Consider the following 13023-nt stretch of genomic DNA (forward strand, 5'->3'; position numbering starts at 1 on the left):
TTCGAGCATAAATAACATAAGAGTTTCGTATATTCAGGTTATAATCTGCCGCCACTGCGGAGACTTCACTATGAGCAACTCAACTTCTACCTCAAACACTGGTTTAAGCTATAAAGATGCGGGCGTCGACATTGAAGCGGGCGACGCATTAGTCGATCGTATCAAATCTGTCGCGAAACGCACCACTCGTCCTGAAGTAATGGGCGGTCTTGGTGGCTTTGGTGCACTATGCAAAATTCCAAAAGGTTATGAAGAACCTGTATTGGTTTCAGGCACAGACGGCGTAGGTACCAAATTACGTCTGGCACTTAACCTCAACCGTCATGACACCATTGGTCAAGACCTTGTGGCAATGTGTGTAAACGATTTGCTCGTTTGTGGCGCTGAACCCCTTTTCTTCCTCGACTACTATGCAACAGGTCATCTAAATGTTGATGTGGCTGCCAATGTAGTGACAGGAATTGGTACAGGTTGTGAACTTGCCGGTTGTGCATTGGTTGGTGGGGAAACTGCCGAGATGCCTGGCATGTATGAAGGCGAAGATTACGATCTTGCCGGTTTTGCTGTCGGTGTAGTTGAACACAGTAAAATTATTGATGGAACAAAAGTGAAGTCTGGTGATGTACTGATCGGTGTGGCATCAAGCGGTGCGCACTCAAATGGTTACTCATTACTACGCAAAATCTTAGATGTTAAAAATGTAGATCTAACTCAAATCGTTGATGGTCGCCCACTTGCCGATGTTGCGATGGAACCGACGCGCATTTATGTAAAACCGGTCCTCGAACTTTGCAAACAAGTTGATGTACATGCCATGGCTCACATCACCGGTGGTGGTTTACCAGGTAACTTACCGCGTGTTCTTCCAAACGGCGCTCAAGCAGTGATTGATGAATCAAGCTGGGAATGGTCTGAATTGTTCCAGTTGTTACAACGCGAAGGTAACGTAGAACGCTTTGAAATGTATCGCACCTTTAACTGTGGCGTTGGTATGGTGATTGCAGTTGATCCAAGTGAAGCGGACAAAGCCATTGAGGTCTTGAATGCTCAAGGTGAAAAAGCCTGGAAAATTGGTCACATTCAGGAAAACGCTGAATCAGTTGAAGGCGCTGACGAAAAAATTCGCGTGATCTTTGCATAATGAGAATTGCTGTCCTTGTTTCAGGCAGCGGTAGTAACTTACAGGCCCTGATAGATGCAAATCTGTCAGGGCAAATCATTGGTGTGTTATCAAACAAAGCTGATGCTTATGCATTACAACGTGCGAAAGATGCCAATATTGCAACCGCTGTTATTTCACATAAAGATTACCCGAATCGCGAAAGCTTTGATGCAGCCATGCACCAGCAACTGCTAGCATGGCAGGTGGATCTGGTGATCCTTGCAGGTTTTATGCGGATTTTAACACCAGATTTTGTGCTGCAATGGCAAGGTAAAATGTTAAATATCCACCCTTCTCTGTTGCCTGTATATAAAGGCGTTAATACCCATCAACGGGTATTAAATACCGGAGACCGTCTGCATGGTTGTACCGTTCACTTTGTGACAGCTGAACTGGATGCCGGACAAAGTATTGCGCAATCTGCCATTCAGGTAGGTTTACATGATACGGTAGAGACTTTGGCGCAACGCGTGCATGAACTTGAGCATTTTATTTATCCTCAAGTCGCGCAATGGTTTTGTACAGGTCAACTGCGCTGGCAAAATGGCCAAGCCTATTTTAACCAGAAGCCTTTAGAACGACCGATTCAGTTTGCTCAATTCTAAAAAATAAAACGCATCTAAGGATGCGTTTTTTTATGACTTTAAAAGATAGGTTAAATATTTTTCTTGAAAAATATTTAACCACTCCATGCTTTCATCTGCGTCATGTTCATCAGCTAAATGCAATAGAAAAACTTTGATGCGAAGAAAGCAGTAATACTCACCCTCTTGAAATGAATACTGATCAATTTCTTGCCAGTTTTTATGATTGAATCGATCAAATACGCTTACAAGTTGGTCTTGGGCTTGCACATTGCTTAACGCAAGGCCAAATATATCTAAAAAATTGCTGATATATTCAACCCGTTGTTGATAAGCATCAAAAAAATTCAGCACGCTTGCTTGGCAACTTTCTTGCCCATAACCCAGCAAACCCAGTGCATTTAGAATAATCTCAGTATTTCTCATCAAAACAATCAAAGCACCAGACTTTTAATTTTCTCAACGGTATCCAGTGGATGCTCCAATGGGAACATATGCCCCCCTTCAACAACAGAAAATGGAATACCCAGTTTCTTTTTCGCAACCTGCGGAAATTTCTCTTTTAAAAACACACTATCTTGGCCTACTACTAACTGTACAGGAACGGGTGGTTTTGGCATTGGTAACCACCACATTGATGGTGTTGTTCTAAACAGCTTCACCTCATCCTGCTTAGGAATGGTTAAAGTAACACCGCCCCGCTGTGGATCAACGGTTAAGGCATGATCAATGTAGGCTTGAAAACAGTCGGCATCGAAATGTTGGTAAAAACCACGCGAACCCAGCAGCTCAGCCGCTTGTTCACGCGACTCCCAATGGTCACGACGGCGTGCAGATAAACCCGCAGGGGTAATTTTATCCACCAGCTTAGGTTTAAAGAGTTTAGCCAAATGAAACACAAAAGAGGCTTTACCGATGATTAGAGGTGGATCCAGCATAATCACTTGGGAAAATAACTCGGGACGACGATAGGCAGCCATTAAAGTCAGGACCGAACCCAAAGAGTGTCCTACACCAATCACTTGGCGTCCTTGGGCTTGCTGAACAATATTATCAATGACCTGATCGACCAGATGTGTCCAGCCATGCGTAATCGGATAACGTTTGTCATTGCCAATTTCAGCCAGATAAATAATGTCATATTGATCTTTCAACTGATCAAACAGCTTTTGATAAACTTTAGAAGGGACGCCGTTGGCATGGGCAAAATGAATCAAGGGTTTCATAAAGGGTTCTTTATTTGTTTTCACTGATCGTTCAATTATCCTGCTCTACACATGTATTGCAAATCAAAACAAGAACTGCCCAGTTATTTTTACAATAAAAAAGGCTGTGAAAACACAGCCTGAGTATGATGAATCTATTCCAGCAAAAGCATTGCTTTAATAAAGTTGGAACAATTTGACCTGTTATTGAATTTTCGCGTTCTGCTGAGTTTCCAGCTGTGACGCAAGCGAACTGCTAATTCCTTCACCAATCTTGGCGCCCATACGGCCTAAAATCGACTCAAAAGGATTACGTTGAACGGTATAATCCACTTTTTGTTCAACTTTAAGATCACGCATCAGTGTGGTAATGCTACCGCTACGATCTGCAATACCTAAAGCAATCGCCTGTTCACCTGTCCAGAATAAACCAGAGAATACCGCTGGATCGTTAGTCTTCAAACGTTTGCCACGACCTTCTTTTACCGCATTGATAAAGTGAGTATGGACATTATCCAGTACAGATTGCACATGTTGTTTTTGTGCCGGATCTAATGGCTTGGTCATGCTTAAGATATCTTTATTACTGCCCGCAGTTAAAGTCCGGTCTTCAATTCCTAACTTTTGTGCCAGTCCGCTTAAACCGTAGTTTGGCATGATCACGCCAATGGAACCCACCAAACTCGATGGATTGACAATGATTTCGTCAGCAGCAGACGCAATATAATATGCACCTGACGCACCCATATCACCAATTACTGCATAGACTTTCTTGTCTGGATGCTGTTTTTTCTGGTAGCGAATTTCCTGCCAGATTTCATCTGACTGTACCGGTGAACCACCAGGAGAGTTAATATTTAAAACAATTGCTTTACTGCCACTCGCCTCAAACGCTCGTTTAAGCGCTTTATTGGTATCTTCACTGTTAACAGTCGACTGACCGGCAGATGAATCAATTGTCCCTATAATATCAATCACGGCCAGATGGTCGCTGCTGATATTGGTGGTTGATTTCTCTGTCGATGTCGAGCAACTCTTGGTCATTGCAATCAGGACAATAAGTAAATAAGCGAAGCCTAAACATTTAAAAAAGATACTCCAACGACGGCTACGTCGCTGTTCCTCTACAGAGGCAAGAACGGCTTTTTCTAAAATCTGCCATTCTTTGCCCGTAACATTGTCACTATTTGTTGATTCATTTTTTGGTTTTGGTGGCCAATCGGACATAAGATTCCAATCCAATATGTTTTAAAGTGGCTTTATTATATACGCTGATTTCAACAAAACTGTTTAAATAACTTGTTTTAACTTATAATTATTTTTTACATTATACTTTTCCTTTGTAATTTTTCTCATACCGCCTCCATGACCCATTCCAGAACGATCAGCTCAAATTACCGTCTCATCAAGCTCCTAAGTCGTCAGCCGATTCAATTAGGTCGTTTTTTGGCACGTCTGGTTGCTGGACTGGTCAATACTTTTCAACTATCTAAACTTTCAAAAATTATTCGCCTGAATATAAAGATCGCGTTTCCAGATATGGAGCCGCAACAAAGACAATTATTAACCAAACATGCCATTCAGAATGAACTCACCTCTTATTTCGAGTTTTTAAGTATCTGGGGGGCACATAATCAGAAGAATATTCAGCGTATTGATACTGTTCAGGGCGAACACTACCTGCATGAAGCGCTGGCAGAAAAAAAAGGCGTGGTCTTGGTTGTTCCTCATTTTGGCACTTGGGAAGTAATGAATGCATGGTTAGCACAATATACCCAAATGACCATCTTATATAAGCCCGTTAAGAATCCTGATGCTGACCAGTTTGTCCGTGATGCACGTAGCCGTGAGCAGGCGCATCTGGTCCCGACCGATGAAAGTGGTGTACGACAAGTTTTTAAAGCCTTAAAACAAGGGGGTACCACCGCCATTTTGCCCGATCATACTCCCGATCATGGCGGTGACATGGTGAATTATTTCGGTATTCCTTTAGCTTCCAGCAGTTTAAGTGCCAAGCTGATCCAGAAAACCAAGGCCAAAGCCCTGTTGCTTTACACCAAAAGAAATGAGCAAGATGGCTTTGATATGTTCATTGAGCCAGTCAATCCTCAAATTTATGAAGGCAGTGCCGAGCACGGTACCCTGATCATTCATCAAACTTTAGAACAACTGATTCAACGCTATCCGGAACACTATCACTGGAGCTATAAACGCTTTCGTGCCAATCCCGCGCTGAAGAAAATTTATGATATTGATGAACAGGAGGCACTGGCTCAGGTGGCTGCAGTTCGTCAGCAAGCCCAAGAAGAGTTTGCTTAGGCTATTCTCGTTGTAACCATTTCCTTTGCTGCCGTTGCAGCTTTATCTCAACTTTGCCATGCTCAAACAGGAAATTCACCGACCCTGTTCGTGTAGTATTAAGTAACGGAATATTCAGAGCTTGCAGACGCTTTTGGACTTCCCGGCTCGGATGCCCATAACGATTATTAAAGCCAGCTGAGGCAATCGCCAGCTTGGGTTTTAAAACTTTTAAAAAATCATAAGCAGAACTATTTTTACTGCCATGATGGCCTAAAACCAGAACATCTACTTTTAAATCTGGATATTGCTGTAGCAACTTAAATTCGGTTTCCCAACCTGCATCGCCCATAATCAGAAAGTTTTGATAAGGTCGAGCATTGAGAAACTGCAGATAGACCACACAAGATTGTTCATTCTGTTGATGTTTGGCAAAATTCAGGCCATCTTGCGTAGGCGACAAAATCTCAATTTTAAGATTGCTATATGACCAATGCTGCCCCTGTTGGCAATAGGAGAAATTGTCCTTAAACGGGAGCTTTTCACTTCGTTCACTTGACTGCACCTGAGTAATCGCAAAGGCATTTTGTATAGCCGGAAATGCGCCGCTATGATCCTGATCCAGATGCGATAGAATGACGTGATCCAAGCTACGAATACCCTGCTGTCTTAGGAACGGGATGTCGACTCGCTCACCAATACCAAATTTGCGCTCGTCATAATTCCCGCCCGTATCAATCATTAATGTCTGTTGCGGATGCTGTAAAAAGATCGCCTGTCCTTGCCCCACATCGAGAATAGTTAAAGTTGTAGATTGAGTGTTGACGCCTAAAAGTACGGGCAAAAAGCAGATGCCGGCCCAAAGCTTGGGTACGCTTCCTCTAGGCATAAATAAAATGACCAATCCCAAGATCAAGCTCAACATCATGCCAGGTGTATAACTAACCCCGTATAATGCTGGGAACAGGTGCTGTAAACCGTTTAAACCCCACAACAAGAATGTAAGCAACTGATCATTCAGCTGAAACAACAATAGTCCCAATGCGGGAATGATTAGCCACAGACAAGCAGCAAGAATGCCTAGCGGCACCACCACGCCACTTAATAGCGGAATTGCAATCAGATTACTCAATGGCGCTGCCCAGGAAATCTGCTGAAAGAAAATAATCACCAGTGGCAATAAGGCAATAAAAACTTTCCATTGGGCATCAATCAATACTTTAATCGCCAGTATCATCTTTTGTATTGAGGTCTGCACTTGATCTTGAGGCAAGTGTGCTGTCGTTTGATAGATTCGTAGCAGAATAAAACAGGCCCCGTAAGATAACCAGAATGCTGCCGACAAAATGCTAAATGGATCATAAATCAGCAGTAAGCTAGCGCTATAAACCAGCAAAGCCAGAGGTTGGATAGACTGTCGCAAGACCAGGAAAAGACTGGCAATCAGCACTGTGAACAGCGTTCTGATGGCCGGAATCTCAAAGCCGACAAAAGCTACATAAAGTACAACACTGGCAACAAAAGGAAAAATAACCAGAATCTGTCTGGGTTTCCATAAATATAATTTCGGGCAATAACGCTGTATCAACCTTTGGCACAACCAGGTCAGCATCAAGGCAAAGATCAGTACATGAGGCCCTGAAATAGCCAGTAAATGGGATATTCCCAGCAACTGGAATTGCTGTTTTAGCTCGCTCGACAACAGGCTTTCATCGCCAGTCAGCAAAGCTAGCAGCAAACCTGGATGTTGCAGAGAGCTTGTTTGCAGCATTTGCCGGAAGTCCAGCCGCATGCCTTCAATTTTTAACAGCAACCTGGCTTTGAGCGTACGTTGTTGCTTATCGTGTTGCTGATAACCCAAACGATAAATCTCATCAGAGCTTAACGGCTGAATTTGTCTGACCGAAAATGCAGAGAGAATATTCTGCTGTAAAAACCATTTTTCCTGATCAAATGCTCCTGCTACGGCATAACTATGCGCAGGCCTGATCATCCCGTTGATCCGATAATAACGCCCCAGTTGTAAGCTCGGCTGCTGCATGGTTTGCTCAGATGCTTTATTCAGATACAGTAACCAATTTACTGGCTGGCTATGCCGATTGAGGACTTCAGCAATTTGTTTTTGCCCTTCATCTGTTAGTTCATCTATCTTTTTAATATAAACAATGGCTTCAAATGGTTGAACCTGAAGTTCCCGTAAGCTTAAGCGCTGTTCTAAAGCCACATCAGCATAATGATAACTGGTACAGCACAATGCCCAGCTACAACTGCTTAAAAGGAGCGTCTTATACCAAGCTCGCTGAAAATAGCGCTGGCTTTTATATCGTCCTAAAGCGAATATCAGACTTGCTAAAATCAGCCATATCCACCATGTTTGTCCTATAAAATGGAAATCCTGCCCCATCAAAGCAATACCGGCAATCCAATCGAACAAAATAATCTTCAACATTTCTTAACATTGGATTTAGTTTTTCTAAAGACAAAATTAAAGCCCCTTTTCGGAGCTTTAACAAGAGGTCTTATTCAATATTTATGCATTATTCATAGCGTAATGCTTCAGCCGGTTGAACTTTTGCTGCACGTAAGGCAGGATAAATTGTTGCCAGTAAACTTAATAACAATGAAACACTTACCACCAGCAATACATCTTGCCAACGTAAATATGAAGGCAAATAATGCACAAAATAGGCATCTAATAAATTTAAGCCAAAAGTGGTATTTACCCAAGACACAATATTACCAATGCTTAACGATAAAATAATCCCTAAAACCGTACCCAAACCGGTACCAATCACACCAATAATTGTCCCCTGTACCATAAAGATTTGAGTAATCAATAAGGGTGATGCACCTAAAGTACGTAAGATCGCGATATCTGATTTTTTATCTGTCACCAACATCATCAGGGATGAAATAATATTAAAGGTTGCAACAATAATAATGAGGAGCAGTAATAACCCGACCATATTTTTTGCCATTTGAATGGCACTAAATAAGTTACCTTGCGTATAGGTCCAATTCGAAGCGTAAAAATTACTTGGTAATTTTTTGATAATACTCTCGGAAATCTCTGGTGCAGCAAAAATATCATCCAGCTTTAAGCGAATGCCTTGAGCACCTTCCGGCAAGCGTAATAGTGTCGAGGCATCATTTAATGCCACATATCCCACCATCGAATCGACCTGAGTACCAATTTTAAATATACCCACCACTTCGAAACGTTTGAAGCGAGGCACTACCCCTGCGGATGAATTGGTGGCTTCAGGTAACACAAGCGTCACCGGATCATTCAGCTTCAACCCTAGACTGTCTGCCAGATCCTGACCGATCACAATACCATATTTGCCTTTCTTCAAGGCCTCCAGACTACCGGCTTGCATATAGTTATGAACAATAGAGACCTGTTTTTCATATTCCGGTTCAATGCCTGAGATCATGATCCCAGTCACTTCGCCATGTGCAGTTAACATCCCCTGTAACTGTGTATACGGTGCAACAGCAGCCACATGGGGCTGTTTAGCAATATCTTGAGCCAGGTCTTGCCAGTTGGTCATAATCTGAGTGGAAGCAATCGTCGCTTGTGGCACGATTCCTAAAATACGGTTTTTCAATTCCCGGTCAAAACCATTGATCACGGACAAAACCGTAATCAGTACCGCAACACCCACCGTGAGACCAATCATGGTCATCAATGAAATAAACGACACCAGACGGCTTTTTTTCCTCGCCTGTGTATATTTCAGCCCAATATAAAATGAAATGGGTTTAAACATGCTCACCCACCCATATACCATCTTGCATATGCAAAATTGAATCCGCCGACTGGGCCAGTTGCTCATCATGGGTCACGATCAACATCGCCATATTGAGTTCTTTTTTCAAATCGGTGAGCAGCTCGAAAATACTGAGCGCGGTTTTACGATCCAGATTTCCGGTCGGTTCGTCTGCCAGCACCACTGCAGGTTTGGTCACGAGAGCACGCGCCAAAGCCACACGTTGCCGTTCACCACCGGACAATTCACCCGGTTTATGATCCATACGATGAGACAGGCCAACACGATCCAGCAGATATTCTGCCTGCTTTTTTACGTCCTTAAAATTACTCTCACTGCGCAACATTAATGGCATTGCCACATTTTCCAATGCAGTAAATTCTGGCAATAAATGATGGAACTGATAAACGAAACCCAGATATTGGTTACGCTTGTAGCCACGCTCCGCCTCGCCTAAATTATCAAAGCGTTGGCCTTGTAAGAAGACTTGTCCTTCCGAGGGTTGCTCCAAACCGCCTAACACATGCAACAAGGTACTTTTACCTGAACCGCTTGAACCCACAATCGAAACAAACTCGCCGGCATTGACTTGCAGGGATAAGCCTTTGATCACTTCAACTTTGCTTTTGCCATCATCGAAATGCTTAAAGATATTTTTTGATTCTAGAACGATCTTACTCATAACGTAATGCCTCGGCTGGTTGCGTTTTCGCTGCACGGATAGCAGGGTAAATTGTTGCTAAAAAACTGATAGATAAAGATGCGGTCACAACAATCAGGACATCTTGCCAGCGTAAATAAGAAGGTAAATAGCCAATGACATAACCACTAAATAAATTGAGTCCAAAGGTGTGATTTAACCAGCTCACCAAATCACTGATGGTTAAGGCAAAAGTACTGCCCAAAATCACTCCTGTCACCGTACCCACCACCCCAATAATGGTCCCTTGTACAATAAAGACAGACGTAATAAATCGTGGTGAGGCACCTAAGGTACGCAGAATTGCAATATCTGCCTTTTTATCGGTGACTACCATAACCAGTGACGAAACGATATTAAATGCAGCCACCACAATAATCAGAAACAGCAGTAAACCCACCAGATTCTTTTCCATTCGCACCGCGCCAAACAGACTTCCATGCGTTTCCTTCCAGCTGGTTGCATAAAAATTATCTGGTAATTGTTTAACAATCTGGTTCACCACGTTCGGTGCCGCAAAAATGTCATCCACTTTAAGACGCACACCTTGGGCACCATCCGGCAAACGTAATAAGGTCGAGGCATCATTCAAGGCAATGTAGCCAACTGTAGAATCCACTTCTGCACCGACACTAAAAATACCGACAATTTTAAAGCGTTTAAATCGTGGCACCACACCTGCTGGAGACGGCGTCGCTTCAGGCAGCACCAAGGTCACATTGTCATTTAGGCTCAGACCCAAGGCATCGGTCATATCTTTACCGAGGACAATCCCGAACTCGCCTTTTTTTAATGCATTTAAATCACCTGCAACCATATGGTTCTGGATAATCGACACCTTGCTTTCATATTTTGGCTCAATCCCTATCACCATAATACCGGCGACTTGCCCCTGCCCAGTCAACATCCCTTGCAATTGGGTAAAAGGCGCAGCGCCTGTGACATGCGGGTGATGCTCAACTTTTTTTACAAGCTCAGGCCAATCTGTTAGAATTTGATTAGAAGAAACAGTGGCTTGTGGAACCATTCCAAGGACACGATTTTTTAATTCGCGATCGAAACCATTCATGACCGATAGCACTGTAATCAGCACAGCAACACCAAGCGTCAAGCCGATCATGGAAACTAAGGCGACAAAAGAAATAAAATGATTACTCCGCTGAGCACGAGTGTATCTCAACCCTATATACAGCGAAATTGGCTTAAACATACCATCTAGTCCGAGGTGATTTATTATGGAAAATTCACAACATCATCTTGTTGACGACAACACTGAACGTCGTGTGATGTCTCGTATTGATGCCGTGTTGAGAATCAACTATCAAATCATTCCCGATGATGTAGCGCTGAATGACCCGTATGATTCCCATTTCGTTTTGCCCCGCTATTTTCTACTACTTGCAGAATTAGATCAATTTGATCATGCGTTTCGCTACGAATTAGAACAATTAAATGAAAAAGATCAACAAATTGCTCGCATCTTATCCCTTTTTAACCAGAAATTAAACCTGATTACAGGGTCTTATTATGACAATATCGTGCAATCCCTATTGCCGGTTCCTGAGCAGGTCAATGTTTCCGAGAATGGATTAAGTTTCTTTAGTTCTCAAGATATTAATCAAGGCACCTATATCCACATTACCCTGAGCCACCCTGAAAATTTCTTCCATATCGCAGCCATTGCGCAAGTTGCCCATAGCACCGCGGAAGAACAGGGAAAATTCCGTATCGGTGCCTATTTTATTACGCTCAATCCGCAAGATCGCGCTAAATTGGCTGCTAGTATTCGACAGGCTCAACAAAGTGAAGCCAGCTAATCTGATCCCATCTTTAAGATTTCAAACGGCGATATGCCCTTAAATCCCTGAAGAAGTACAGCACTAAACCGAACAGGATAATACTTGCGCCCACAAAGACCTGAGCTGATATCTGTTCATGGTTCAGATAAGCGCCAATCAGAATCGCCAGCATCGGTGTCATGACAGTCGTGAGTGATAATGTGGTCGCCTGTAAGTTCTGCACCAGCTTAAAATAACAGAACATGGCAATTAACGAAGCCATCACGATGGTATAGGTCAGTGCAAACAAAGACTTCGCAGAAGGAAAATGCGTTGGTGCATATTGCCAGATCCACGGTATTAACAAAGTCGCCAACAAAGTGGAGACCAGAATTGAGCCGGTGGCCTGCGCCATCACTGGCAAGTCTGCATTAATCTTCTTGACCAGAAAAATCGACAATGAATAAGAAAAAACACTGATCAGCATTAAAATAATGCCAATTGGCTGTACATGCTGCTGGCTACCACTCAAGCAAATCATGGCCAAGCCGATAATTGATGTTGCCATTCCCAGCCATTGCAAGCCCGCCAGTTTTTGCTGAAAACCAAAACGGCCAATCAATCCCGCCATAATCGGTGCCAGACCAAACATTAAGGCAATTAGCCCCGAACTGAGGTAAGCCGTGGCCGCATAAGTAAAGATTTGCGAACCAATCAGACTCAATGAGCCCGCGGCATAACTCAATAAGGCAATTTTATGAGTAGGAAATTTCACCTTTAACAGCAATAATACGGTTACCGCCAGAGGCAACGCAATAAAGAAGCGGATCAGCAATGCCCACATCGGATGCAGGTCCGAAACACTCCACACAATTGCAAGCGGCGTGGTTGCCCAGATAAAGACCAGTAGTCCATAAGTGAGCATGAGATTAATACGTGATGGCATACTCAACTCAAGATGCTGTTTTTCGTTTTTGTTTTAAAATGGTCTGATCCAGAGAACTGGAAAATTCACGTTTATCTCGTTCTGAAATCGGTGGTGGCCCACCGGTCTGTACCCCAGCCCCACGTAAGGTATCCATAAAATCACGTAGATGGAGACGTGCTTTTACATTGGCCGTGGTATAGATCTCACCACGGGGGTGAATGGCAATTCCCCCTTTCTCAATTACTTGCGCCGCCAGCGGAATATCTTGTGTAATGACAATGTCATTTTCTTGCATACGTTCCACAATTTCCTGATCCGCCTGATCTGCCCCGCTCATCACCTGAATGGATTTAATCCGCATGGATGGGGTGATACCGACATTCTGGTTGGCGACAAAGGTCACTTCAAGTTGATAACGATCGGATGCGCGTAAAATCACTTCACGTAAAATTTTAGGTAAAGCATCAGCATCTACCCACAATTTAAATGGCAGCACGTTGACGAAAACTCTTGAGAAGAAAAGACTAGTGTAGCAGATTACGGGAAAAGTAGAGTTAACAAAGCGGCGGTCATCCCATGCATTTTTTCATTTGCT

13 protein-coding genes are annotated in these 13023 nt (G+C 43.1%); 4 read left to right on the forward strand and 9 right to left on the reverse strand.

The genetic code is table 11. From position 1 onward, the window contains the following. The first annotated feature begins 70 nt into the window (after positions 1 to 70). Both purM and purN read left to right on the forward strand, forming a co-directional pair. Entirely contained in the window at positions 71 to 1141 is a 1071-nt protein-coding gene (purM, locus tag IEV39_RS08325; RefSeq protein WP_005284556.1) for a phosphoribosylformylglycinamidine cyclo-ligase, read from the forward strand. Continuing rightward, positions 1138 to 1767: a phosphoribosylglycinamide formyltransferase gene (purN, locus tag IEV39_RS08330; RefSeq protein ID WP_171067883.1), complete on the forward strand. Its 630-nt coding sequence runs from the start codon at positions 1138 to 1140 to the stop codon at positions 1765 to 1767. The genes purM and purN overlap by 4 nt, the downstream gene beginning before the upstream one ends. A gap of 30 nt (positions 1768 to 1797) precedes the next feature. On the opposite strand, the gene IEV39_RS08335 is transcribed toward purN, so the two are convergent. The 3 genes from IEV39_RS08335 to sppA form a co-directional block, all read right to left on the reverse strand. After that, positions 1798 to 2172 (reverse strand): hypothetical protein, encoded by a 375-nt coding sequence (locus IEV39_RS08335; protein ID WP_005284550.1) that lies wholly within the window; start codon positions 2170 to 2172, stop codon positions 1798 to 1800. Positions 2173 to 2180: 8 nt separating this feature from the next. Further along, complete coding sequence (locus IEV39_RS08340) at positions 2181 to 2972, reverse strand: alpha/beta fold hydrolase (RefSeq protein ID WP_005284547.1); 792 nt, start codon at positions 2970 to 2972, stop codon at positions 2181 to 2183. Positions 2973 to 3155: 183 nt separating this feature from the next. Continuing rightward, positions 3156 to 4178 (reverse strand): signal peptide peptidase SppA, encoded by a 1023-nt coding sequence (gene sppA / locus IEV39_RS08345; protein WP_005284545.1) that lies wholly within the window; start codon positions 4176 to 4178, stop codon positions 3156 to 3158. A 102-nt stretch (positions 4179 to 4280) separates the two neighbouring features. On the opposite strand from sppA, the gene IEV39_RS08350 reads away from it, so the two are divergent. Then, positions 4281 to 5270, forward strand: coding sequence for a lysophospholipid acyltransferase family protein (locus IEV39_RS08350; protein WP_324620644.1), 990 nt, complete (start codon positions 4281 to 4283; stop codon positions 5268 to 5270). 1 nt (position 5271) lies between these two features. Here the strand turns inward: IEV39_RS08350 and IEV39_RS08355 are convergent, their stop codons facing one another. The 4 genes from IEV39_RS08355 to IEV39_RS08370 form a co-directional block, all read right to left on the reverse strand. Next, positions 5272 to 7698, reverse strand: coding sequence for a DNA internalization-related competence protein ComEC/Rec2 (locus IEV39_RS08355; RefSeq protein ID WP_005284539.1), 2427 nt, complete (start codon positions 7696 to 7698; stop codon positions 5272 to 5274). Between the two features lie 88 nt (positions 7699 to 7786). After that, a complete protein-coding gene (locus IEV39_RS08360; protein WP_005229407.1) occupies positions 7787 to 9022 on the reverse strand; it encodes a lipoprotein-releasing ABC transporter permease subunit in 1236 nt (411 codons plus the stop codon). Further along, positions 9015 to 9704: a lipoprotein-releasing ABC transporter ATP-binding protein LolD gene (gene lolD / locus IEV39_RS08365; RefSeq protein ID WP_005229406.1), complete on the reverse strand. Its 690-nt coding sequence runs from the start codon at positions 9702 to 9704 to the stop codon at positions 9015 to 9017. The genes IEV39_RS08360 and lolD overlap by 8 nt, the downstream gene beginning before the upstream one ends. Then, the gene (locus IEV39_RS08370) at positions 9697 to 10932 is read right to left on the reverse strand and encodes a lipoprotein-releasing ABC transporter permease subunit (protein WP_005284536.1); all 1236 of its coding nucleotides are present in this window, start codon (positions 10930 to 10932) and stop codon (positions 9697 to 9699) included. Before IEV39_RS08370 ends, lolD begins: the two co-directional genes overlap by 8 nt. Positions 10933 to 10957: 25 nt before the next feature. Between IEV39_RS08370 and IEV39_RS08375 the strand changes: the two genes are divergently transcribed. After that, the gene (locus tag IEV39_RS08375) at positions 10958 to 11539 is read left to right on the forward strand and encodes a PilZ domain-containing protein (RefSeq protein ID WP_005229403.1); all 582 of its coding nucleotides are present in this window, start codon (positions 10958 to 10960) and stop codon (positions 11537 to 11539) included. Between the two features lie 13 nt (positions 11540 to 11552). Here the strand turns inward: IEV39_RS08375 and IEV39_RS08380 are convergent, their stop codons facing one another. Together IEV39_RS08380 and IEV39_RS08385 are read right to left on the reverse strand one after the other, a co-directional pair. After that, positions 11553 to 12446, reverse strand: coding sequence for a DMT family transporter (locus tag IEV39_RS08380; RefSeq protein ID WP_005284533.1), 894 nt, complete (start codon positions 12444 to 12446; stop codon positions 11553 to 11555). Positions 12447 to 12453: 7 nt separating this feature from the next. Next, complete coding sequence (locus tag IEV39_RS08385; RefSeq protein WP_005284529.1) at positions 12454 to 12924, reverse strand: YaiI/YqxD family protein; 471 nt, start codon at positions 12922 to 12924, stop codon at positions 12454 to 12456. Positions 12925 to 13023: the final 99 nt, after the last annotated feature.

Source organism: Acinetobacter courvalinii, assembly GCF_014635545.1.
Classification (GTDB): domain Bacteria; phylum Pseudomonadota; class Gammaproteobacteria; order Pseudomonadales; family Moraxellaceae; genus Acinetobacter; species Acinetobacter courvalinii.

Excerpts from the sequence above, each read along its gene's own strand:
- purM (WP_005284556.1), top strand. The coding sequence starts at position 71 with ATGAGCAACTCAACTTCTACCTCAAACACTGGTTTAAGCTATAAAGAT.
- IEV39_RS08335 (WP_005284550.1), bottom strand. The coding sequence starts at position 2,172 with ATGAGAAATACTGAGATTATTCTAAATGCACTGGGTTTGCTGGGTTAT.
- IEV39_RS08340 (WP_005284547.1), bottom strand. The coding sequence starts at position 2,972 with ATGAAACCCTTGATTCATTTTGCCCATGCCAACGGCGTCCCTTCTAAA.
- sppA (WP_005284545.1), bottom strand. The coding sequence starts at position 4,178 with ATGTCCGATTGGCCACCAAAACCAAAAAATGAATCAACAAATAGTGAC.
- IEV39_RS08355 (WP_005284539.1), bottom strand. The coding sequence starts at position 7,698 with ATGTTGAAGATTATTTTGTTCGATTGGATTGCCGGTATTGCTTTGATG.
- IEV39_RS08360 (WP_005229407.1), bottom strand. The coding sequence starts at position 9,022 with ATGTTTAAACCCATTTCATTTTATATTGGGCTGAAATATACACAGGCG.
- lolD (WP_005229406.1), bottom strand. The coding sequence starts at position 9,704 with ATGAGTAAGATCGTTCTAGAATCAAAAAATATCTTTAAGCATTTCGAT.
- IEV39_RS08370 (WP_005284536.1), bottom strand. The coding sequence starts at position 10,932 with ATGTTTAAGCCAATTTCGCTGTATATAGGGTTGAGATACACTCGTGCT.
- IEV39_RS08375 (WP_005229403.1), top strand. The coding sequence starts at position 10,958 with ATGGAAAATTCACAACATCATCTTGTTGACGACAACACTGAACGTCGT.
- IEV39_RS08380 (WP_005284533.1), bottom strand. The coding sequence starts at position 12,446 with ATGCCATCACGTATTAATCTCATGCTCACTTATGGACTACTGGTCTTT.